The organism is Pseudomonas sp. SCB32 (assembly GCF_009189165.1).
In the GTDB taxonomy this organism is placed as follows: domain Bacteria; phylum Pseudomonadota; class Gammaproteobacteria; order Pseudomonadales; family Pseudomonadaceae; genus Pseudomonas.
The window spans coordinates 3,345,283-3,367,353 of sequence record NZ_CP045118.1 but is presented as its reverse complement, the minus strand read 5'-3'; the positions used below and the strand labels follow the sequence as shown (position 1 = coordinate 3,367,353).

Below are 22,071 nucleotides of genomic sequence, written 5' to 3'. Positions count from 1 at the left end.
GATGTCGCACGCCAACCCGTTCACCCGAGAGATCATCAAGAACGCCCTGGTGGCCATCGGCGAGGAAATGTTCATCGCCCTCAAGCGCACCAGCATGAGCCCGATCATCTATGAAGCCCTGGACTACGGCATCGGCCTGACCGACGCCGGTGGCCAACTGATCTCCCAGGGCAACGGCATCCCCGGCTTCATCGGCACCCTGGATGGCGCGGTGCGCAGCGTGCTGGATAAATTCCCGGCACAGGACATCCGCCCCGGCGACATGTTCATCACCAACGACCCCTATGGCGGCGGCGGTACCCACCTGTCCGACGTCTCCATGATCATGCCGGTATTCCACGGCGATCGACTGATCGCCTGGACCGCCAACAAGGCGCACTGGACCGAGGTTGGCGGCAAGGACCCGGGCAGTTTCAGCTCCGACGCCAGCGAGATCTATCAGGAAGGTCTGCAGTTCCCGACCGTCCGTATCTACGACCAGGGCCGGATCAACCAGGCGCTGGTCGACATGATCGCCGCCAACGTGCGCCTGCCGGAGATGACCATCGGCGACATGCACGCCTGCGCGGCCGCCCTGCGGGTTGGCGAGCGGCGTCTGCTGGCGATCGTCGGCAAGTACGGCGAGGCCACCACGCTGGATGCCATCGAGCGCCTGCTGGAGCATGGCGAGGCAATGACCCTGGAGAGCTTCAAGGCGCTGCCCAAGGGCGTCTTCCACGCCGAGGACGTGATCGACGAGGACGGCCTCGGCAACGGTCCGTTCCACGTCAAGGTGCGCGTGGAGATCAGCGACAGCCGCTTCCTGGTCGACTTCAGCGGCTCCAGCCTGCAGGCGCCGGGGCCGATCAACAACACCCTGGCCGGCCTGCACTCGGCGGTGCGCGAAGTGCTCATGGGCGTGGTGCGCCCGGGTGTTTCGGCCAACGCCGGATGCTTCCGTCCCATCGAGGTGATCTGCCCGCCCGGCACCATCTGCACGGCGCAGCGCCCGGCGCCGGTCTCGGCCTATTTCGAGACGATGGTGGTCGCCTCCGACGTGATCCGCCGGGCACTGGCGCCGCTGCTGCCGGACCGCTTGATTGCCGGCCAGCTGGGCTCGGTGTGTTCCATGGTGCTCAACGGCCAACACCGCCACAGCGGCGAGGAGTACCTCCTGGTACAGCCGCTGGTGGGTGGTTGGGGCGCCGCTCAGGACGCCGACGGCCAAAGCGGCCAGTTCTGCGTCGGTAATGGCGAAACCAGCAACATCCCGGTGGAGATCACCGAGCGCTGCTACGACGTACTGGTCGAACGCTACGCCTTCAACCCAGAGGGCGGCGGGGCAGGGCGCCAGCGTGGCGGACGCGGCGTCGTGCTGGACTACCGCATCCTCTCGGACAAGGCCTGGATATCGACCTTCTTCGGCCGTGGGGTGACACCGCCGTGGGGTATCGATGGCGGTGCCGAGGGCACCTGCAACTACGCCGAAGTACAGGGCGCCGATGGCAGCCGCAAGCGCTTCAGCCGTGCCAACCGCGTGCCGCTGCTCAAGGGCGACCTGCTGCGCCTGGTGACGGCCAATGGCGGTGGCTGGGGGCCGGCATCGGAACGCTCGCTGGCTGACATCGCTGCTGACGTGGCCGCCGGCTATCTGAGCCGGGAACAGGCACTCGCGGAGTATCCGCAGTATCGCCCGGGTGCCGTCGGGGCCTGAACGGAGCGTGGCCGGTCAGCGACCGGCCACTCGCCGCAATGAAGGACACAGCACTCTATAGGCGTAGGTCCAGTACAACTCGTTACCCTTGCGCTGCCAGATCCCGCTGGCGGCGAAGATCTGCTTGCCATCCACGCTGATGTTGTAAGCAAATGACAGGTCAGATTTGAGGTGTACTTGCGCTACGAGGAGCTTGCCCAGGTCGAGCAGTTCCTGTTGGAAGGACATAAGAAAATCGATGCCAGAAGCCTGGCATCGAATTCTCAGGGAGCCCTGGCAGCAGCTCAAATGCTTACGCGAACAGCATTACCGCCAGGCAGAGCATTTTCGTTCCTGCCGCTCGTCGCTCGACTACTGGCTCAACGCCACTTCCCACAATCCTGTCTAGACTGCGATGCAGGGCCTTATTGAGCCCCGCCTTAGCCTCTTTCGCACATACCCAGAGGCGTGGCCGTCAGGGAAAGGACAGGAGACTACATGGACGGACGTCAATTCCCACCATCGCGCCAGTACCTGCTGCCATTGCTGGTAACTCTTACCCTGATGCTCGTTTTCGGGGGGCTGGTGCTCTGGCAGTGGCTGGATCTGGAAGCGCGCAACCGTACCGAGTACGAGCAGCGCTTCAAGCTTGAGGCCGAGGATATCGCCCAACGCGTCAGCAACCGGATGCGCTCCTACGAGATGGTTCTGCGCGGTATGTCCGGCCTGATCGTCGGCACTAACGCGGTGTCGGCCGAGGAATGGGCGCGGGCCACTGACCAGTTGCAATTGCAGGACCGCTATCCGGGCATCCAGGCGCTGGCGTGGGCGCGCTACCTGAAGCGCGGAGAAGTCAACGAGTTCGTCAGCGAAGTCTGGGAGCAGGGCCGCCGCGATTTCCGCATTATCCCTCCGGAGCCGCGGGACGAGTACATCGTGGTGCAGTACAGCAGCCCCATGGACTGGCGCAACCGCCGCACCTTGGGTTTTGACATGCTGACCGAGCCGGTACGCCGGGCGGCTCTCGACCTCGCCCGGGAAACCGGCGAGGCGAGTCTCACCGGGCCGCTAAAGCTCAGGCAGGAGACCGAGCAGCAAGCGCAGAGCGGTGTGATCCTCTATATGCCGGTGTACCACCCGGACGCGCCCAGCACCTCGGTCGAAGAGCGCCGCGCCGCGCTGTTCGGCATGGTCTGCGGTGCTTTTCGCATAAACGACCTGATGGCCGGCATCCTGGGTGCCCAGAGCAACCTCTACAGCATCGATCTCAGGGATGTCGGCAGTTCCGAGCCCATGCTGCAGGTATCCGACACAGGTCACCAGCCACGCTTCCACCAGGTCGAGGAACTGAAGCTGTTCGGCCGCACCTGGGCCCTGGGAGTGGGCAGCACGGCCGAGTACGAGGCCATGCAGAGCAACAACCGCATCACCTTCAGCCTCTGGACCGGCCTGTCTGCCGCGCTGTTGCTGTCCCTGTTGGTCGGGGGCTACCTCTACCAGCGAGAGCGGAGTCTGCAACTCAGCCTGTCCGCAACCGCCGAACTGACCGAGCGCGAGGAGCGCTTCCGCCTGCTGCTGCAGCATCTGCCGGTGGCCACCCTGACCTGCGGGGAGAATGGCCGCATCGAGATGGCCAATGCCCGCGCCGGAGAGCTGTTCGCCTGCGAGGCGGAGAGCCTGGTGGGGCAGAACCTGCGCCGGTTCGTGCCGAGCCTGGTGGACCTGCCGCAACTATTGGCCCGGCAGGCTCCCGCCGCCCTGACGGAGATCGAGGCCTTGCAGGAGGATGGTGAGCGAGTTGCCGTGGCTTTCAGCCTGAGCACCTTCAACCACGTCAATGACCAGCGCTACCTGCTCAGCCTGGTGGACCTGCAGGCGCGCAAGAGCGCCGAGGAGCGTTTCCGCCTGGTGGTCGAAGCCTCGCCCAACGCCATCGTCCTGGTGGATGCCAGTGGTCGGATCGCCATGGTCAATCGCCAGACCGAGCAACTGTTTGGCTATAGCCGTCACGACCTGCTCGAGTCCTCCGTGGAAATGCTCCTTCCCGAGGCCCTGCGCGAGGCCCATGTGGCATTGCGCGAAAGCTTCCAGCGCAAGCCCGAGCAGCGGCGCATGGGCAGCAACCGGGAGTTGTTCGGCCTGCATCGGGACGGCCGCATGATCCCCATGGAGGTGGGCCTGTCACCGATCCGCGCCGGCCGCGAACTGCTGGTGCAGGCCGTGATCATCGACATCAGCGAGCGCAAGGCCGCCGAGCAGCGACTGCGTAACCAGGCCGAGCAACTGATGCTGGCCAACCGCTACAAGTCGGAATTCCTCGCCAACATGTCCCATGAGCTGCGCACGCCACTGAACAGCATCCTGATCCTCAGCGATCAGCTGCGGCAGAACATGGCCGGCAACCTCACCGAGAAGCAGACCCGCCACGCCGATATCGTCCACCGCGCCGGCAGTGACCTGCTGCAATTGATCAACGACGTGCTCGACCTGGCCAAGGTCGAGGCAGGGCGTATGCAGCTCAAGCTGGAGCCACTCAATGTGCAGGACATGCTTGCCGAGCTGGACGGCAGCCTGCGGCCCATGGCCGAGATCAAGGGCCTGCGCCTGTCCACCCACGTCCAGGCCGGCGTGCCAAGGGTTATCCATAGCGACCGGGTGCGCATGCACCAGATCCTGCGCAACCTGCTGTCCAACGCCCTCAAGTTCACCGATCAGGGCGAGGTAGATCTGTCCGTGGAACTGGACGCGGCAGCGGCGATCGATGAGCGCGAAGTGTTGTGCTTCGTCGTCCGCGATACGGGTGTCGGCATCCCCGAGGACCAGCACGAGCGCATCTTCCAGGCCTTCCAGCAAATCGATGGTTCCACCAGCCGGCGCTTCGGCGGCACCGGCCTGGGCCTCGCCATCACCCGCCAGCTGGTGCTTGCCCTGGACGGCACCATCACCCTGGAAAGCGTGCCGGGGCAGGGTTCGCGCTTCAGCGTCCGGCTGCCGGTGGCGGTGGCCGCGAGCCAGCCGAAGGCCGATGAGCCCCCCGCGCAACCGGTGCGTGGCGGCCAGGGGCCGGCGGTGCTGATCGTCGAAGACGACGTCAACTTCGCCTCGGTGATAGCCGAGGAAGCCCAGGCCCGTGGCTTCTCCAGCGTCCACTGCCGCAGCGGCAAGCAGGCTATCGAGTTGCTGCAGAACGAGCGCTTCGCTGCCGTCATCCTCGACATCTTGCTGCCGGACGTCAGTGGCTGGCAGATCTACCGGCGTTTGCGCAGCCATTCGAACCACCGCGCGACCCCGGTGAATATCATTTCCTGCGTGCCCCAGCCCCAGGACTGGAACGAGGAAGCTACCCGCTACCTGGTCAAGCCCATCGCCCGCGAGGACCTGGAGCAAGTGTTCCAGGACCTGGACGGCGGCCGCCCGCCGGCGGAGCGCAAGCTATTGCTGGTGGAGGACGTGGACGTGGAGCGGGAGCACTATCGCGAGCACTTGGAGCAACTGGGCTTCAAGGTAGTGGCCATTGCCAATGGCGACGGTGCCCGCAAGGCCTACGCGGAGAACAATTTCTCCGCCCTGGTGATCGACCTCGATCTGCCTGACCAGGATGGTTTCGAGCTGCTCGACAGCCTTCACCGCGAACGCCCTCTGAATGGTTCGCGGGTGGTCATCAACACCGGTGTCGACGTCAACCAGCAGAACCTGCAACGCTTGCGCCGCTATTCGGCGGTGGTGGTGCGCAAGGCGGGCGGGGACCTCAAGAACCTCAGTTCGGCGGTCCAGGGATTCCTCGCCGGCCTGCACGAGCCGCAGACCAGCCCGTGGTCGGACCCGCTGGAAGGCGGCCGCGTGCTGCTGGTGGACGATGATGTGCGCAACATATACGCCCTCAGCGCCCTGCTAGATGAAGCCGGCATGAACGTCACCGCCGCCCGCGACGGCCTGGAGGCCATCGACTGCTTCCAGCGCGAACCCTTCGACCTGATCCTGATGGACATGGCCATGCCCAACATGGACGGCTACACCGCCACCCGCATACTCAAGCAGGAGCACGGCTGCGGCATCCCGATCATCGCCCTGACCGCCCATGCGATGAAGGGCGACCGGGAGAAATGCATCACCGCCGGCGCCGACGATTACCTGGCCAAACCGGTGAGTCGCCAGGAATTGCTGGACATGCTTTACCGCTGGCTGGAACAACCGGGAGCTCGCCATGGCGCACCTGCAGCTTAAGGAGGCCCCTGCGGCCGACACCCTGCTGGTGGTGGATGACCGCCAGGAAAACCTCATCGCCATGGAAGCGTTGCTGGACGACGGTGAATGGCAGGTGCGTACAGTGGATTCCGGCGAGGCGGCGCTGAAATGCCTGCTGGAGGAGGAGGTCGGCCTGGTGCTGCTGGATGTGCAGATGCCGCGCATGGACGGTTTCGAGGTGGCGCGGCTGATGCGCAGCAGTCCGTTGACCCGCTATACACCGATCATCTTCATTTCCGCCATCGCCCACACCCATGATGCCGTGCTGCACGGCTATTCGTCCGGGGCGGTGGATTTCATCCTCAAGCCCTTCGACCCCGAGGTGCTGCGCCTCAAGATCCAGTCCCTGCTGGCCCATGAACGCAACCGGCGCGACCTGCTGCAACTCAGCAAGCAACTGGACAGCGCCCGCGCCTTCAACGCCTCGCTGCTGGAGAACGCCGCCGAAGGCATCCTGGTGGTCGGCGAGGACGGCCTCATCAGCTTTGCCAACCCGGCCTCGGCGCATATGTTCCAGGGCTCGGTGGGGGATCTGGAGGGCAAGCCGCTGCTGAACCTGATCGCCCACCCGGAGATGAGCGGCGAGTGGAAGCTGTCGGATTTCTACTGCCACTGGAAGCGGAACGAGACCTACCGCCTGCACGATGCCAGTCTCAAAACCATGAGCGGCGAGTGCCTGCCGGTGGCGCTGTCGTCGTCGCCCCTGCCACGGCTGCAACGCTCCATGGTGGTCATCGTCCTGGATATGTCGGTGGTGCACCAGCTCCACGCGCAACTGGAATCCCAGGCCATCACCGATGCCCTCACTGGGCTGCTCAACCGCCGCGGCTTCCACAAGGCGCTGGACGCCTCCCTGGCTCGCGTCGAGCGCAATGGCAAGCGCATGGCGGTGCTCTACCTGGACCTGGACGGCTTCAAGCTGATCAACGATTCCCTCGGCCACGAGGCTGGCGACCGTGTGCTGCGGCGGGTAGCGGAACAGCTGAAGAGCTGCCTGCGCCCCTACGACATCCTGGCGCGTATGGGTGGCGACGAGTTCACTGCGCTGCTCGACAGCCTCGACCACCCCGAAGACGCCGCGCGGGTGGCGGAGAAGCTGATCGAGATGGTTTCGGTGCGCCATCGCATCGACGGCATCGATGTCACTATTGGCGCCAGCGTCGGCATCGCCAGCTTCCCCGAGTGCGGACAGGGTGTGGACGGCCTGTTGCGCGCGGCGGATATCGCCATGTACGAGGCCAAGCGCGCCGGCCGCCAGCAGTACCGCTTCTACTCGCCGGAAATGAACGGCCGCGCCCGCTCCCGGTTGATGCTGGAAGAGAGCCTGCGCAATGCCATCGAGCAAAACGACTTTCATCTGGTTTACCAGCCCCAGATCCACCTCGAGACCGGCCGCCTGCGCGGCTTCGAGGCGCTGCTGCGCTGGGAACACCGGGTGGCCGGCACGGTGGCGCCCAATGTGTTCATTCCGCTGCTGGAGGAAACCCGCCTGATCAACCGCCTGGGCGACTGGGTGCTGCGGGAGGGGGCCAGCCAGTGCAGTGCCTGGAGACAGGGCTTCGGCGACGACCTGGTGGTTAGCCTCAACGTCTGCCCGCTGCAGTTCGGCATGCCGCAACTGGTGGAAGACCTGCGGCGGGTGCTGGACAACTTCAGCCTGCGGCCCGCGCAACTGGAAGTGGAGGTCACCGAAAGCGCACTGATGCAGGACCTGGAGATGACCCGCGAACAGCTCCGGCAACTGCGCGCCCTGGGCGTGCGCATCGCCATCGACGACTTCGGCACCGGCTATTCGTCCCTGGCCTACCTGCGCCATTTCGAGCTGGACACCCTGAAGATCGACCGCCTGTTCATCTCCAACATGCTGGAATCGCGGCGCGATGCCGCGGTGGTCAGCACCATCATCGACCTCAGCCGCCACCTGGGCCTGGAAGTCATCGCCGAAGGTGTGGAAACCGCAGCCCAGCGCGACTGGCTGCTGGAGCATGGCTGCACCTACATGCAGGGTTTCCTGGTGGCGCCGGGGCTGCCCGTGGCCGAGGCTGGGGCCTTTCCTCTTGTAGTGGACTGGCGCGCTTTGCAAGAAGCGGCCCTCACTCCCAGCCGCTCTCCCTGAAGTGGAGAGGGGCGTTCATCCGTGCCGATGAACACCTGAGTGAAAGCGATCAGGCGGGGCGCGGCTGATCTGTTGCAGCACGACTGCCTCGCCTACCGCTCTCCCCGCAGTGGGACACTTGATCGCTAGGTTTTCACGTTGCCGGATGATGAGGCAAACGCCCCGGTGTTCGAGCCAAGGGGCAGTTTCTGACTGTGGACTCAACCGGTCCCCTTTTTCGCTCCCATCAGGATGGGCGCGGTCCGGGACTGGCGGGATGGGCCGGGGGCGAGCCAAGAAATTAATAATGGCTGTTAAGAGGAGCGGGCTTATTTCGAAAGTCCATTCGTAACCTGCAGGCCGAAATTGGAGTTAAAAAGGAATTTTTAGAATCCTTGCACGTTATAGCGCAACGTTACGTACTAAATAACAAAGTATACCGTTGGAAAAGTCGAGAGCTCCTTGCGCAGGGGGAGGGCTGATCTACCCTCAGAGGGCGCCGTAGTTTCGGCGTCAATGCAACATCGCCTCTAGGGAAATGGAGATTTGTCATGAATGACATCGTAAAGCTCGACAGGGAGTTAATTGCAAGCGACTTTCATAAGACAATGAAAGATCTGTACGCAGACAAGACGCTTCTGGATAGTGCGGTTCACGGAATTAAAGCTGCTTCCCAGAAGTACGCTGCCAACGGCACAATCGCCTCATTTATTTTCTATCAGCAGATCACCGTCAGTGTGACGGGCGGGAAAACCTTCAGAGGGCACGCCGGCGGGATTGGGCTTCCTGGTGGCGGAGGCTCCTGGGGGGATGTGTATACGGACGATATCAATCGCCTGTATCGTGATACACACTCCTTCCAGTTTATCGACTCAGGAGTTTACTTCACCGTAAACTTCTTCGACAGTCACAGTAACTTCCTTGGCACCTTCCAGGCTGGCGCATTGAGCGTGTCGCCTGGTACTGGAGGCGGTACTGGCAGCTGGAGTTGATTCAAGGCGGCAATAGAAAAAGCCCTTCCAGGAAATTGGGAGGGCTTTTTGTTTTTGATTGTGATGAATACAAATGATCTTGGGGTTAGGTGTCCTGGGTCTGGTTGGCCGTTAGATTTGGAGTGGAAAATAAATCTGTCCCCTTTCTGCTCTTTTTGCTAGTCCCCTTTTTGCTAGGAGTTTGAGAGGCAAGGGCGGGCGTTGTTGGTGACCCCGTGGGCCTGCGCCGTGTGGCCTTTGGGGCAGGGGGCTTGCTTGAGTGGAAAGGGGGCGGGCTTTTTTAGTCCATTTGCTTTAGAGCCATTCGATGCTGCTAGAGTGATGAATATGCCACGCACCTTGCGTGGGTTACTCAGAGTCATGCGTTCATTAGGGATGATGAAATGTTGCTCCGGATCAGCGTTTTGAGTTTTGTGCCCGCATCACCATGGTCGCTGGAAGCCCAGAATGCCGACTCGAGTACCGTGGGCCGCAGGGTTTGCTTTAGGCGGCATGTAATAGATCGACTTTCTCAAGCATTGACTTGTTTGCCCATTCTTCCTTTGTCTTTGTCCTCTTGTTGCCTTGGGAACTGGAGGCGGCCACTGTGAAGCTTTTAGACGAAAGGAACTCCCGTCCTGAAACCAATGCAAGGCTGCGCTACCTATCAGTATCCCGTCTGCTCCTCCCGGCCATTAGCGGAGCCCTGTTGAGCACGCCTCACAATGCGCTCGCCATGGGCGGCGAGGGCATGGCTGCAGATTTCCTGATGCTGGCGTTGTGGGTGGTGATCTGGTTTATCGCATGTACGACCACTGTATTCATAAAAGCGGGCCCAGGATCAACGGCCAGATACGTGATATGGGTGATTCGACTGAGCCTTCCCGTATGGATTGCACTGAATCTGCTTTATGCCTTGTATGTAGACCCATTTCTCTCCAGACTCCAAAGTATGCGTCGAAAAGCAGTTGAGAATGAATATATGAGTCTGTGTGAGCAATACACCCCTCAAGCTACAAAAATACTAAAAACCCTCAATGTTGAGCCGCCAAGAAATGTTTTTGTCGATGACGATTCCGATGGCTCGGAAAAGCTTGAGCTTTACATTAAATTGGCCGAATGTCTGGCTCGCCCCAAGGACTCATCGTGCAATGGTCTGAGTCTTGACTTTATTGATTGGAAATACAGGGACGGCTTAAGCTACCCGCATTGCAAGAATGGAGCGGTTCCGAACGCAAGAGTCTGCCTGCCAGAGTTAAAGCGATACGAGTTGGCTGGCAGGGAGATTAAAATTGTAGATATAGAAAAGCCGGCCTCCAATTATATTATTCGTGTGAATAGTATTCCTCCTATTGAACAGGCAGGTACGGTGATTGATAGATTTCGGGTTGCTCTTGAGACCCGGGAGCCTTCACAGCTCCTTGCCGAGAGCACGATACTCTATAGATGGCAAGCGCCGTGCCCTAAGCCCGAGGCAGCGGCGGCGAAGATGCTCCTTGGGGTATTCCCCCAGAAGTAGTGCTTCAGATTTGAGTTGGCTGAAGCTCAAGTGTAAATAAGCGAGGAAGAGGGTTGTTTGTTTTTCCCTGGAGTGACTCGTGAGTTGGAGGGATAAAATAAATCTGTCCCCTTTTCGATCCCTAATCGTTTGGCGACGATCAGGGCGGTGGTTTCTCGAAACTACCTAGGAAAAGCACATGGACGACATCTACATTCCCACCGTATTCCACCGCTACAACCGTTCCCTGCGCGGCGTGTTGATCGACAACCAGCCCTGGTTGGTCGCCCGTGAGTTGGGTTATCTGATCCGCGAGCGGGTCGATGCTTATGTTCTTCGAATGGATGAGGATCTCTTTCGCGAGGCGCGCCTAGTGACGGGTGGCGGCGAGGAGGTCGTGCTGCTGGTCAGTGACTACGGCGCTTTGCATGTGCTGCAGCGATTCCGTGATCCGGAGCATCGGCAATTGCGGATGTGGCTCACCGGCCATGTGCTGCCGACTCTCAGGGATCAGGGCAGGGTGGCGGCGGGTCTGCCGAAGCGGATGCAGGCGAAGGGCGAGGGTCGGCCAATTGCAGTGCTGGATTGGCAGGGGGAGTTGTGGGTGCCGATGGGGGAGGTGCCGAGGTTGATGCGGGAAGAGTGGCGAGGGAGATGGTGGCGGCGGGAGTAGGTGGGGAGCTTCCTGGAGAGCGCCTGTCGGCGCTGTTCGCGGGCATGGCCCGCTCCTACAGCTGGTGGAAGGGGCAGGCTGGAGAGGACTGCCCCTTTTTGTTGGTCACGCGGCCGGAGGCGTGCCCTCGGCGTTGGCGACCACGGCGTCGATCTGGATCAGCGCGCCTTTGGGCAGCGCCGCTACGCCCACTGTCCTGCGGGCGGGAACGCCGCCGGGGAAGTAGGTGGCGTACACCTCATCGAGCGCCGCGATGTCGTCGATGTTCTTCAGGAAGACGTTGACCTTGACCACGTCGCCCATGGCGTGGCGGATGCTTTCGACGATGGCCTTGAGGTTCCTGAAGCACTGGCCGGCCTGCTCCTTGATGCCGCCTGCCACCCGCTCACCGGTCCTGGCGTCCAGCGGCAGCTGGGCGGAGATGTGGTTGTAGTGGGAGAAGGCGACGGTCTGGGTGGAGTAGGGGCACTTCGGCGCGGCGTCGGTGTTGTGGGCCTTGATGACGATGCCGTGGCGGTCTTCGACCGCTTGTGGGGGCGTGCCGTCACCGTGGGAGACCACGGCTTCGATCTGCACCAGGGCATCCATCGGCAGGGCTTTTGCCTGCACGACAGTACGTGCCGGCAGGTAGCCGACGGCGCGGGCGATGGCCGAGTCGGGGAAGAAGGTGGTGTAGACCTGGTTGACCGCTTCGATGTCGGCGAGGTTCTTCACGAAGACGGTGATCCGGACGATGTCATCGAAGGGGACGTCGATGCCTTCCAGGATAGTCTTGATGTTGCGCAGGCACTGCGCGGCCTGTTCCTTGACGCCACCGGCGACCAGTTTCCCCGTCCTCGGGTCGATGGGCAGCTGGGCGCTGAGGTTGTTGTAGTGGGAGAAGGCGACGGACTGGGTGGACAGCGGGCTCAGCGGCGCGCGCTCGGCGTTGCGTTCGACCTTGATCAGGTCGCCGGCCTGCGGGGCGTTGGGGATGGTGCCCTCGCCGCAGGTGATGAGCGCTTCGACCTGCACCTGGGCGCCCAGAGGCAGTGCCGCCACGGCGACGGTGGTGAGCGTCGGCAGGTAGTTCGGGAAGAAGGCCGCGTGCACTTTGGCGACGGTTTCGGCGTCGGCGATGTCGGTCAGGAAGATGGAGATGCGGACGGTGTCATTCAGGGTGTGGCCGATGCCTTCGACGACGGCCTTGAGGTTCCTGAAGCACTGTTCGGCTTGTTCCTTGGCGCCACCGGCCACCAGCTTTCCGGTACTCGGGTCGACCGGTAACTGCGCGGAAAGGTTGTTGTAGTGGGAGAAGGCGACGGTTTGGGAATAGGGGCCTAAGCCTTGCGGGGCCTTGTCGGTATTTCTTGCCAGAACTGCGTTGTAGCCACTCATATCAGTACTCCCTGGTTCGCTGGGAATCCGTGGGTTGTGTGGCAAACGCTTCGTCCATGCGATATCGGTCGTTGCCACTTATCGTTCAGACGACGGATATCAAGCTCGTCGAGAGGCGCGCAGACTACCGAGTCTTCCGGGGTGACCCCTTTGACTTAAGGCAAGGGTAATGGGCTCTCCTTACCGGGTTGTTTCAAACGGCAACCGGCGGAGTCGGGAGGGTTCGAAGGGGACTTCCGAGAGCGGGAGCAGGTGTTTCGCGCGGAAGCTCGGTGCCAGAGTCGTTCCATCAGCCCAGCCCTCTCCCAGGAGGAGAGGGGGCCGTTCGGCGTTGGGTGAGGTTTACGGAGTCAGCCGGGGTGGCTGGTCTGTCTGATCAGAAGATGTAGTCCGTGGTCAGGAAGTTGGAGTCGCGGTCGCGGATGATCTGGCTGATCAGCTCCTTGTTCGACTCGGTGAAGCGGGTGGCGACCAGGGTGCGGATGGAAAAGGTGCGCAGGGCGTCGTGCACGGAGAGAGTGCCTTCGGCGGAGTTCTTGCGGCCGTTGAAGGGGTAGCTGTCCGGGCCTCGCTGGCACTGGGCGTTGATGTTGATGCGGCCGACCTGGTTGGCGAAGGCGTCCACCAGCGGGCCGACCTGTGCGGGGTCGTCGCCGAACAGGCTGAGCTGCTGGCCGTAGTCGGACTGCAGCACGTAGTCGATCACTTCACCCAGCTCGCGGTAGGGCACCACGGGCACCAGCGGGCCGAACTGTTCCTCGTTGTACAGGCGCATGTCCGGGCTCACCGGGCTGAGCAGCGCGGGGTAGAAGAAGCTTTCGCGGCTTTCGCCACCGCCGGGGTTGATGACCTTGGCGCCCTTGGCCAATGCGTCCTGCAGCAAGGCATTGAGGAAGTCGACCTTGCCCGGCTCGGGCAGCGGCGTCAGCGCTACGCCCGATTCCCAGGGCATGCCGGATTTGAGTTCGGCGAGCCTGGCGCTGAACTTGTCGAGGAAGCCGGGCAGCACGTCTTCGTGGACGAAGAGGATTTTCAGGGCTGTGCAGCGCTGGCCGTTAAAGGAGAGGGCGCCGGTGATGGCTTCGCTGACGGCGTTGTCGAGGTCGACGCTGGGCAGGACGATGCCGGGGTTCTTGGCGTCCAGCCCGAGGGCTGCGCGCAGGCGGTGCGGGCGCGGGTGGAGCTTCTTCAGATCGGCGGCGCCGGAGTGGGTGCCGATGAAGGCGAAGACGTCGACCTTGCCGCTGGCCATGAGTGCGCTGACGGTCTCGCGGCCACGCCCGTAGATGACGTTGATGACGCCCGGCGGGAAGCTGTCGCGGAAGGCTTCGAGCAGCGGGCGGATCAGCAGCACGCCGAACTTGGCGGGCTTGAAGACCACGGTATTGCCCATGATCAGCGCCGGAATCAGGGTGGTGAAGGTCTCGTTCAGCGGATAGTTGTACGGGCCCATGCACAGCGCCACGCCCAGCGGCACGCGGCGGATCTGCCCGAGGGTGCCCTGTTCCAGCTCGAAGCGGCTGGAGCGGCGGTCCAGCGCCTTGAGGGCTTCGATGGTGTCGACGATGTAGTCGCAGGTGCGGTCGAACTCCTTCTCCGAGTCCTTGAGGTTCTTGCCGATCTCCCACATCAGCAGCTTGACCACAGCGCTGCGCTGTTCACGCATGCGGGCGAGGAAGCGCTCGACGTGGGCGATGCGCTCGGCCACGCGCAGGTTCGGCCACAGGCCCTGGCCGTTGTCGTAGGCGGCCACGGCGGCGCCCAGCGCAGCGAGGGCGGCGTCGGCATCGAGCAGCGGGGTGCTGCCGAGGATGACCTGCTGATCGCCTTCGTCGGTGGCGAGGAAGATCGGGCTGCGCACCGGGGCGAGCGGGCCGTCCCAGCGGCGCAGTTCGCCGTTTACCAGGTAGTCGCGCTGTTCGACCGGCGCGTCGGGGCGCCAGGCATCGGGGATGTCGGTGAGGCGGGGGAACAGAGGGTCGAGTTTGTTGTTGTCGGGCATGACTCATCCTCGGGGACGGTGGGCGACTGGTCTGTTTTAGTCCGTGATTGTGCTTGGGTAAATCGATTCAGCAGGCGATGCGACGAGTGGCCGGGTAGGGCGTATAACGCTCCGCGTTATACGCCGATTGACTGTGAGTTCAGGGCACTGCGAACCCACCCTCGAAGCGACGGGCAGGCAATGTGAATCGGCGTTCGGGTGGCGGCGGATAACGCGTGCCGCGTCATGCGCCCTACGGGTGCGACGGGGCGGGGTTCGGCGCGGGGAGCGGTTGCAGCAGTTCCTGCTGCTCGGCGTAGCGGGCGCGGATCTCGAAGTCGCGGGGCCAGGTGGGTTGGGCGGCGGGGGCTTTCGGAGTTGCGGCGGAAGTCACGGGCGATACCTCGTGCAGGAGTCCGGGGCGGTGAACGATGTTGAGTGGTCGTTCTTCGGGGTGCTTGGGGATGGGGTTTGATGGGTTTCGCTTCGCTCTACCCATCCTACGAGGAGCGTGTCCGTAGGATGGGTAGAGCCGTGCGAGACCCATCGCCTGACGTATCAGACGAACAGCGACAGCAGCAGGATGAAGCCCAGGCCGACCACCGAGAGGATGGTTTCCATGGCGGTCCAGGTCTTGAAGGTCTCCATCACGCTCATGTTGAAGTACTGCTTCACCAGCCAGAAGCCGGCGTCGTTGACGTGGGAGAGGATCAGCGAGCCTGCGCCGGTGGCCAGCACCAGCAGTTCGCGGTTGACGCCGGGGATGAGGTCGATGACCGGCACCACGATGCCCGCGCCGGTGATGGTGGCGACGGTGGCGGAGCCGGTGGCGATGCGGATCACCGCGGCCACCAGCCAGGCCAGGAGGATCGGCGAGATCTGCGCGTGCACCGCCATGTGACCGATCACGTCGCCCACGCCGCTGGCCACAAGCATCTGTTTGAAGCCACCGCCAGCGCCGATGATCATCACGATGGCGGCGGTGGGCGCGAGGCTCTGGTCGAGCAGCTTGAGGATCTTCTTCGAGTCGAAGCCACGGGCGTGGCCGAAGGTGTAGAGCGACAGCAGCAGGGCCAGGAGCAGGGCTGTGATCGGGTGGCCGATCATGTCCAGCCAGGCGCGGACGACATGGCCGTCGGCGAGCATGACGTCGGCGAAGGTCTTGAGCAGCATCAGAAACACCGGCAGCAGCACGGTGACCAGGGTGATGCCGAAGCTGGGCAGGTCGCTGGTTTCGGGCTCGTGGGCGATCTGCGCTACCAGTTCCTCGGACGGCTTGCCGGGAATGTACCGGGCGATGAAGGCGCCGTAGATCGGGCCGGCGATGGCGGCGGTGGGCAGGGCGACCAGCAGGCCATAGAAGATGGTCTTGCCGATGTCCGCGCCGAATACGCCGATGGCCAGCAGCGGGCCCGGGTGCGGCGGCACCAGGCCGTGCACGGCGGAGAGGCCGGCGAGCAGCGGGATGCCGATCTTGATCAGCGACACGCCGCTGCGGCGGGCGACGATGAACACCAGCGGCACCAGCAGGATGAAGCCGATCTCGAAGAACAGCGGAATGCCGACGAGGAAGGCGGCGAACATCATCGCCCAGTGCACGCGTTCCTTGCCGAAGGCCTGGATCAGGGTGCGGGCGATCTGATCGGCGCCGCCGGAGTCCGCCATCATCTTGCCGAGCATGGTGCCCAGGGCGAGGATGATGCCGACGAAGCCGAGCACGCCGCCGAAGCCGTCCTGGAAGGATTTGACGATGGTCGCCACGGGCATGCCGGAGGTCAGGCCGAGGAAGCCGGCGGCGATGATCAGGGCAATGAAGGGGTGGAACTTGAACCGGGTGATCAGCAGGATCAGGCCGATGATGGTGACCACCGCATCCAGCAGCAGATAGGTGTCGTGGGACATGCCGAGCATGGGGCTCTCCTGTTGTTGTCGTTCTGCCGGAGCGGCTCTTCTCTGGGTGTAGAGAGATGGGTGAGTTGAGATAGCGCTATCTTTGGCGGGCAGGCGCTATCGCATCAGTCGTGGGAGTGCTGGCGCCACCAGAGGTGCGCGGCTTCGGCCAACTCGTCGAGCGGGCGAGTGGCATCCAGGCGCAGGGTCAGCGGCTCGCTGGTTGGCACTTCGAGGGCGGCGAACTGGCTGTCGATCAGGCTGGCCGGCATGAAGTGGCCGGGGCGCTTGGCGACGCGCTGGGCGGCGGTTTCCGGGGTGAGCTCGAGGAACACCACGCCCAGGCCGGGCACGGCGCGGCGCAGGCGTTCGCGATAGATGAGCTTGAGCGCGGAGCAGGTGAGCACGGGGCGTTGGCCGGCGGCGATGGCTTGCTGCAGCTGCGCGGCGAGGGTGTCGAGCCAGCCGGCGCGGTCCTCGTCGGTCAGTGGGATGCCGGCGCTCATCTTCTGGATGTTGGCTTGCGGGTGGAAGCTGTCGCCTTCGATGGCGAACGCGCCGCTGCGCAGGCACAGGGCTTCGCTGACGCTGGATTTGCCGCATCCGGCGACACCCATGATGAGGACGGCATCGATGGCGGGGAGCATGCAGGGCCTCGGCGTTGAGACAGCGCTATCTTTGGTGGACGAAACGAAAAGCATCGGGCTGCCTCCGCATTATTGTCATTCTAGTCGGTCTGTCTGGCGGCTTCGGCGGTGCTGCACTGAGGGCAGCAAGGGGCCGGCGGGCGGGACCGGTGGGGCCGGTCTCAGGCAATTGCCCTGTTCGCGAGACAGCGCTACCTTAGTGCCTCGATTTTTGTTTGGCAAGCCGCCCGATGACCGCCCAGAACAAAGACAAGAAGAACGACAGAAGCTCCCGAACCACCGGCCGACCCACTCTCGACGAGGTCGCACGTCGCGCTGGCGTCAGCCCGATTACCGCCTCGCGCGCTCTGCGCGGGGTGAGCACGGTGGCCGCGGAACTGGCGGAAAAAGTCCGTCAGGCCGCCGCCGAACTGGGCTACGTGGCCAACCCCGCCGCCCGCGCGCTGGCCTCCAAGCAGAGCCACAACATCGTGGTGCTGGTGCCCTCGCTGGCCAACCAGCTGTTCATCGAGACCCTCGAAGCCATCCACGCGGTGATGCACCCGCGCGGGCTGGAAGTGCTGATCGGCAACTACCACTACTCCCGCGACGAAGAAGAGAACCTGCTGCGCAACTACCTCGCGTACCAGCCGCGCGGCCTGCTGCTGACCGGCTTCGACCGCACCGAAAGCGCCCGGCGGATGATCGAGGCCAGCGGCGTGCCGGCGGTGTACATGATGGACCTGGACCCCGGCGCGGGGTTGCATTGCGTGGGCTTCTCGCAGATTCGTGCGGGGGAGGCGGCAGCCAGGCATCTGCTCAAGGGTGGGCGCAAACGCCTGGCCTACATCGGCGCGCAACTGGACCAGCGCACGTTGCTGCGCGGAGAGGGATTCCGTCGTGCCTTGCAGCAGGCCGGTTGCTACGACCCGGCGCTGGAAGTGCTGACGCCGCGCCCGTCGTCGGTCGGCCTGGGCGGCGAACTGTTCCGCCAGTTGCTGTCCAGCCATCCGCAGGTGGAAGGCATCTTCTTCGGCAACGACGACCTGGCCCAGGGCGCGCTGCTGGAGGCCATGCGCCACGGCATTCGGATACCAGAACAAGTGGCGGTGCTGGGCTTCAACGACCTGCCCAGCTCGGAGTTCATGGTGCCGCGCCTGTCGAGCATCCGCACGCCGCGCAAGGCCATCGGGACCCATGCGGCGGAGCGCCTGCTGGATCTGATCAACGACAAGGCGGTGAGCGAGCCGGTGATGGACCTGGGGTTCGAGTTGATGGTGCGGGAGAGTAGTTGAGGGCGTTGGCGGGAGCGCCCTGCGGGCGCTTTTCGCGGACAAGGTCCGCTCCTACGTTGTTTTCTGGGTCCCCGCGTTCGCGGGGATGACGGGTGCGGAGGACAGTGCATAACTCCGTCACTCCCGCGAACGCGGGAGCCCAGAAGACAGTTGCTCCTACGGGAGCATACGGCGCCTGGGAAGCGGTGCGTAGTCCGTAGGATGGGTAGAGCGCAGCGAAACCCATGCGGTCGGTGCATGGGATCGATGGGTTTCGCTACGCTCTACGCCATCCTACGGTGCGCGGTGCATCAATGCGCCGGCAGAATCCGCCCACGGCATTCGCCGAAGCCGATCGACGGGTAGCCGTCGCGGCGGCAGCGGGCGCGCAGGATGATTTCGTCGCCGTCTTCGAGGAAGCGGCGTTCCTCGCCGTTACCCAGTACCACCGGCTGTTTGCCGCCGGTGGTCAGTTCCAGCAGGCTGCCGAAGCTGTCCGGGGTTTCGCCGGAGAGGGTGCCGGAGCCGAACAGGTCGCCCGGTTGCAGGCGGCAGCCGTTGACGCTGTGGTGGGCGACCATCTGCGCCACGGTCCAGTACATGTTCAGCGTGTTGCTCAGGGCGATGCGCTCCGGCGCGTGGTGCTCGTGGCGCATGCGCGGGGTGAGCAGCAACACTTCCAGTTCGATATCCAGCGCGCCGTACTGCTGATCGGCCTCGTCATGGAGGTAGGGCAGCGGCTGCGGGTCGCCTTCCGGGCGGGCCGGCTGGGCGGTGCGGAAGGGTTCCAGCGCCTCGGCGGTGACGACCCAGGGCGAGATGGTGGTGGCGAAGCTTTTCGACAGGAAGGGGCCGAGCGGCTGGTACTCCCAGGCCTGCACGTCGCGGGCGGACCAGTCGTTGAGCAGGCAGAAGCCGGCGATATGCCCGGCGGCGCCGGAGATCGGGATGGCCTTGCCCTGGTCGTTGCCCTGGCCGATCCAGATGCCCAGTTCCAGCTCCAGGTCCATGCGTGCGCAGGGGCCGAATACCGGTACGTCGACGCCTGCGGGCAGGGTCTGGCCGTTGGGGCGGCGCACTTCGCTGCCGGAGGGCACGATGGTGGAGGCGCGGCCGTGGTAGCCGATGGGCACGTACTTGTAGTTGGGCAGCAGCGGATTGTCCGGGCGGAACAACTTGCCGACGTTCTTCGCGTGGTGGATGCCGACGTAGAAGTCGGTGTAGTCGCCGACTTTCGCCGGCAGGTGCAGGCGGCACGCGGCCTGGGGCTTGAGCAGCCGGGCGCCTAGGTGCTCCATGCGCTTCTGCTCGGAGCTGCCTTCGCTGAGCAGGCCGATCAACGCTTCACGCAGGGTGCGGCGGGCGGTGCCGCCCAGGGCGAAGAAGGCGTTGAGGCTGTCGCCGCTGGCAACCACGGCGGCCTGGTGCGCGGCGCCGTGGAAGAGGCCGGCTTCGCAGGCGGTCTTCAGGTCGAAGATGTAGTCGCCGATGGCGACGCCGCCGCGCGCCGAATCACCCGGCGGGCTGAACACGCCCAGGGGCAGGTTCTGCAGGGGGAAGTCCGGGTGGCCGTTGGCCGATTCGATCCAGCTTTGTGCGTTGTGGGAGACGCTCATCTTATTGCTCCGGGGAAGAGTCGAAGGTCTTCTGCATGCCGCTCCAGCAGGCGTCATAGTCGCGCTGCAGTTGCGGGCAGTCGAGGGCGAAGCGGCTGGGGCGCAGCACGCGGCCGGTCTCGAACATGAAGGCCATGGTGTGATCGATCTTGTGCGGTTTCAGGTCGGCGGCAATCGCCTGGCGGGTGGTGGCGTTGTCCGGGCCGTGGGCGCTCATGCAGTTGTGCAGCGAGGCGCCGCCGGGGACGAAGCCGTCGGCCTTGGCGTCGTACACGCCCTGGATCAGGCCCATGAATTCGTTCATCAGGTTGCGGTGGAACCACGGCGGACGGAAGGTGCTCTCGGCCACCATCCAGCGCGGCGGGAAAATCACGAAGTCCATGTTGGCCATGCCGTGGGTGTCGCTGGGCGAGGTGAGCACGGTGAAGATGGACGGATCGGGGTGGTCGTAGCTCACCGTGCCGATGGTGTTGAAGCGGCGCAGGTCGTACTTGTAGGGCACGTTGTTGCCGTGCCAGGCGACCACGTCCAGCGGCGAGTGGTCGAGCTGGGTGGCCCAGAGTTCGCCGAGGAATTTCTGCACCAGTTGCACCGGGCCTTCGGCGTCCTCGTAGTGCGCCACCGGGGTGAGGAAGTCGCGCGGGTTGGCCAGGCCGTTGCTGCCGATGGGGCCGAGATCGGGCAGGCGCAGGACGGCGCCGTGGTTCTCGGCCACGTAGCCGGCGGCGGTGCGGTCCAGCAGTTCCACACGGAAACGCATGCCGCGCGGGATCACGGCGATCTCCAGCGGTTCGACCTCCAGCACGCCCAGTTCGCTGACCAGGCGCAGGCGACCGGCCTGGGGCACGATCAGCAGCTCGCCGTCGGCGTTGAAGAACGCCCGGCTCATGGAGATGTTCGCGCGGTAGGCATAGATGCTGACGCCGCTGGTAGCCTCCGCCTCGGCGTTGGCGGCCATGCATAGCAGGCCGTCGATGAAGTCGGTAGGCTCCTCCGGCATTTCGAAGCTGTTCCAGCGCAGCCGGTTGGGCGTCACGGGGCCCAGGGCGGTGCCGGTGATCTGCCGCGTCAGGCGTTCGTAGCGCGGGTGCGCGGCGGACGGTCGGATGCGGTACAGCCAGGTGCGCCGGACCTCGCTGCGCGGCACGGTGAAGGCGGTGCCGGAAAGCAGTTCGGCGTACAGGCCGTAGGGCACGTGCTGCGGCGAGTTCTGCCCGACGGGCAGCGCATTGGGCAGGGCCTCGCTGGCGAATTCGTTGCCGAATCCGGACAGGTAGGCCGGGGCGCGGGAGGAGGTCATGGTGGTTTCACTCTTTTTATTCGTAATTCAATTACGAATAACGTAATTTCATGGTGGCAAGCCGTCAAGCCCACCAGGGAGTCCTTTTAAGTTGAAGACCAAGAACGAAGCGGAAGAGTCCGTCCCGACGAAGGGCAAGAAGGTGCAGTCCGCCGAGGTCGGCACCGAGATCCTCAAGGCCCTGGCGGACCTGGCACCGAGCACCTCGCTCAAGCGCCTGGGCGAGTACCTGGAGATGCCGGCGGCCAAGGTCCACCGCTACCTGCAGGCGCTGATCGCCAGTGGGTTCGCCGAGCAGGACCCGGTCACCAATCACTATGGGCTGGGCCGCGAGGCGCTTTATGTCGGGCTCGCGGCGATCCGCCGGCTGGATGTGGTGAAGGTCGCCAGTCCCGCGCTGGCCGAGCTGCGAGACAACCTGGGGCAGACCTGCTTCCTGGCCATCTGGGGCAGCCACGGGCCGACCGTGGTGCAGGTGGAGCCGGCGCAGGGGATGGTCACGCTGGTGACCCAGATGGGGTCGGTGCTGCCGGTACATGGGTCGTCCACCGGATTGGTGTTCGCGGCGTTCCGGGCGGGGCTGGAGGAGGGCGCGGATCAGGCGGTGCTGGAGAGCATTCGGGCCGATGGGCTGCATTCGATCCACGGGCTGCTGATGCCGGGGGTGAATGCGCTGTCGGTGCCGCTGTTCGCTACCGGGCGCGAGTTGGCGGGGGTGATTACCGTGGTGGGGTCGGAGGCGAGCTTTTCGGCCGATCCCCATGGCGAGGCGGCGCGGGTGTTGCTGGAGGCGGCGCGGGAGATCAGTTTGCGGATGGGCGGGGAGGTCTGAACCTGCTCTTCGTAGGAGCGA

16 protein-coding genes are annotated in these 22,071 nt (G+C 64.0%); 8 read left to right on the top strand and 8 right to left on the bottom strand.

Features of this window, described 5'->3' with window-relative positions:
* Position 1: 1 nt before the first annotated feature.
* Complete coding sequence (locus GA645_RS15440) at positions 2 to 1,693, top strand: hydantoinase B/oxoprolinase family protein (RefSeq protein ID WP_152223895.1); 1,692 nt, start codon at positions 2 to 4, stop codon at positions 1,691 to 1,693.
* A 15-nt stretch (positions 1,694 to 1,708) separates the two neighbouring features.
* Here the strand turns inward: GA645_RS15440 and GA645_RS15435 are convergent, their stop codons facing one another.
* Positions 1,709 to 1,921, bottom strand: coding sequence for a hypothetical protein (locus tag GA645_RS15435; protein WP_152223894.1), 213 nt, complete (start codon positions 1,919 to 1,921; stop codon positions 1,709 to 1,711).
* A 249-nt stretch (positions 1,922 to 2,170) separates the two neighbouring features.
* Here GA645_RS15435 and GA645_RS15430 point away from each other — a divergent pair, with 249 nt between their 5' ends.
* From GA645_RS15430 to GA645_RS15410, 5 genes are all read left to right on the top strand, one after another.
* A complete protein-coding gene (locus tag GA645_RS15430) occupies positions 2,171 to 5,896 on the top strand; it encodes a response regulator (RefSeq protein WP_152223893.1) in 3,726 nt (1,241 codons plus the stop codon).
* Positions 5,877 to 8,033 (top strand): bifunctional diguanylate cyclase/phosphodiesterase, encoded by a 2,157-nt coding sequence (locus GA645_RS15425; RefSeq protein WP_152223892.1) that lies wholly within the window; start codon positions 5,877 to 5,879, stop codon positions 8,031 to 8,033. Before GA645_RS15430 ends, GA645_RS15425 begins: the two co-directional genes overlap by 20 nt.
* A gap of 530 nt (positions 8,034 to 8,563) precedes the next feature.
* Positions 8,564 to 9,004, top strand: coding sequence for a VapA/VapB family virulence-associated protein (locus GA645_RS15420; protein ID WP_152223891.1), 441 nt, complete (start codon positions 8,564 to 8,566; stop codon positions 9,002 to 9,004).
* A 688-nt stretch (positions 9,005 to 9,692) separates the two neighbouring features.
* A complete protein-coding gene (locus GA645_RS15415) occupies positions 9,693 to 10,502 on the top strand; it encodes a hypothetical protein (protein WP_152223890.1) in 810 nt (269 codons plus the stop codon).
* Between the two features lie 178 nt (positions 10,503 to 10,680).
* Positions 10,681 to 11,154, top strand: a complete 474-nt coding sequence (locus GA645_RS15410; protein WP_152223889.1) for a phage antirepressor — start codon at positions 10,681 to 10,683, stop codon at positions 11,152 to 11,154.
* Between the two features lie 105 nt (positions 11,155 to 11,259).
* Here GA645_RS15410 and GA645_RS15405 read toward each other — a convergent pair whose 3' ends face one another.
* The 5 genes from GA645_RS15405 to GA645_RS15390 all read right to left on the bottom strand — a co-directional run bounded on the left by GA645_RS15405 (position 11,260) and on the right by GA645_RS15390 (position 17,049).
* Complete coding sequence (locus GA645_RS15405; protein WP_152223888.1) at positions 11,260 to 12,531, bottom strand: RidA family protein; 1,272 nt, start codon at positions 12,529 to 12,531, stop codon at positions 11,260 to 11,262.
* A 376-nt stretch (positions 12,532 to 12,907) separates the two neighbouring features.
* On the bottom strand, positions 12,908 to 14,533 hold the full coding sequence (locus GA645_RS15400) for an NADP-dependent glyceraldehyde-3-phosphate dehydrogenase (RefSeq protein WP_152223887.1): 1,626 nt from the start codon (positions 14,531 to 14,533) through the stop codon (positions 12,908 to 12,910).
* Between the two features lie 232 nt (positions 14,534 to 14,765).
* On the bottom strand, positions 14,766 to 14,906 hold the full coding sequence (locus GA645_RS28835; RefSeq protein WP_178119554.1) for a hypothetical protein: 141 nt from the start codon (positions 14,904 to 14,906) through the stop codon (positions 14,766 to 14,768).
* A 164-nt stretch (positions 14,907 to 15,070) separates the two neighbouring features.
* The gene (locus GA645_RS15395) at positions 15,071 to 16,423 is read right to left on the bottom strand and encodes a GntP family permease (protein WP_152223886.1); all 1,353 of its coding nucleotides are present in this window, start codon (positions 16,421 to 16,423) and stop codon (positions 15,071 to 15,073) included.
* 104 nt (positions 16,424 to 16,527) lie between these two features.
* Positions 16,528 to 17,049 carry a gluconokinase gene (locus GA645_RS15390; RefSeq protein WP_152223885.1) on the bottom strand — a complete coding sequence of 174 codons (522 nt, stop codon included), beginning with the start codon at positions 17,047 to 17,049 and terminating at the stop codon, positions 16,528 to 16,530.
* A 230-nt stretch (positions 17,050 to 17,279) separates the two neighbouring features.
* Here GA645_RS15390 and GA645_RS15385 point away from each other — a divergent pair, with 230 nt between their 5' ends.
* Complete coding sequence (locus GA645_RS15385) at positions 17,280 to 18,323, top strand: LacI family DNA-binding transcriptional regulator (protein WP_152223884.1); 1,044 nt, start codon at positions 17,280 to 17,282, stop codon at positions 18,321 to 18,323.
* Between the two features lie 290 nt (positions 18,324 to 18,613).
* Here GA645_RS15385 and fahA read toward each other — a convergent pair whose 3' ends face one another.
* On the bottom strand, positions 18,614 to 19,918 hold the full coding sequence (fahA, locus tag GA645_RS15380) for a fumarylacetoacetase (protein ID WP_152223883.1): 1,305 nt from the start codon (positions 19,916 to 19,918) through the stop codon (positions 18,614 to 18,616).
* Position 19,919: 1 nt separating this feature from the next.
* Positions 19,920 to 21,218: a homogentisate 1,2-dioxygenase gene (gene hmgA / locus GA645_RS15375; protein WP_152223882.1), complete on the bottom strand. Its 1,299-nt coding sequence runs from the start codon at positions 21,216 to 21,218 to the stop codon at positions 19,920 to 19,922.
* Between the two features lie 91 nt (positions 21,219 to 21,309).
* Between hmgA and GA645_RS15370 the strand changes: the two genes are divergently transcribed.
* Positions 21,310 to 22,050, top strand: coding sequence for an IclR family transcriptional regulator (locus GA645_RS15370; RefSeq protein WP_152223881.1), 741 nt, complete (start codon positions 21,310 to 21,312; stop codon positions 22,048 to 22,050).
* The last annotated feature ends 21 nt before the right edge of the window (positions 22,051 to 22,071 follow it).

What these genes read in the sequence shown, in the direction of transcription:
- GA645_RS15440 (WP_152223895.1), top strand. Translation starts at nt 2, where the DNA reads ATGTCGCACGCCAACCCGTTCACCCGAGAGATCATCAAGAACGCCCTG.
- GA645_RS15435 (WP_152223894.1), bottom strand. Translation starts at nt 1,921, where the DNA reads ATGTCCTTCCAACAGGAACTGCTCGACCTGGGCAAGCTCCTCGTAGCG.
- GA645_RS15430 (WP_152223893.1), top strand. Translation starts at nt 2,171, where the DNA reads ATGGACGGACGTCAATTCCCACCATCGCGCCAGTACCTGCTGCCATTG.
- GA645_RS15425 (WP_152223892.1), top strand. Translation starts at nt 5,877, where the DNA reads ATGGCGCACCTGCAGCTTAAGGAGGCCCCTGCGGCCGACACCCTGCTG.
- GA645_RS15420 (WP_152223891.1), top strand. Translation starts at nt 8,564, where the DNA reads ATGAATGACATCGTAAAGCTCGACAGGGAGTTAATTGCAAGCGACTTT.
- GA645_RS15410 (WP_152223889.1), top strand. Translation starts at nt 10,681, where the DNA reads ATGGACGACATCTACATTCCCACCGTATTCCACCGCTACAACCGTTCC.
- GA645_RS15405 (WP_152223888.1), bottom strand. Translation starts at nt 12,531, where the DNA reads ATGAGTGGCTACAACGCAGTTCTGGCAAGAAATACCGACAAGGCCCCG.
- GA645_RS15400 (WP_152223887.1), bottom strand. Translation starts at nt 14,533, where the DNA reads ATGCCCGACAACAACAAACTCGACCCTCTGTTCCCCCGCCTCACCGAC.
- GA645_RS15395 (WP_152223886.1), bottom strand. Translation starts at nt 16,423, where the DNA reads ATGCTCGGCATGTCCCACGACACCTATCTGCTGCTGGATGCGGTGGTC.
- GA645_RS15390 (WP_152223885.1), bottom strand. Translation starts at nt 17,049, where the DNA reads ATGCTCCCCGCCATCGATGCCGTCCTCATCATGGGTGTCGCCGGATGC.
- GA645_RS15385 (WP_152223884.1), top strand. Translation starts at nt 17,280, where the DNA reads ATGACCGCCCAGAACAAAGACAAGAAGAACGACAGAAGCTCCCGAACC.
- fahA (WP_152223883.1), bottom strand. Translation starts at nt 19,918, where the DNA reads ATGAGCGTCTCCCACAACGCACAAAGCTGGATCGAATCGGCCAACGGC.
- hmgA (WP_152223882.1), bottom strand. Translation starts at nt 21,218, where the DNA reads ATGACCTCCTCCCGCGCCCCGGCCTACCTGTCCGGATTCGGCAACGAA.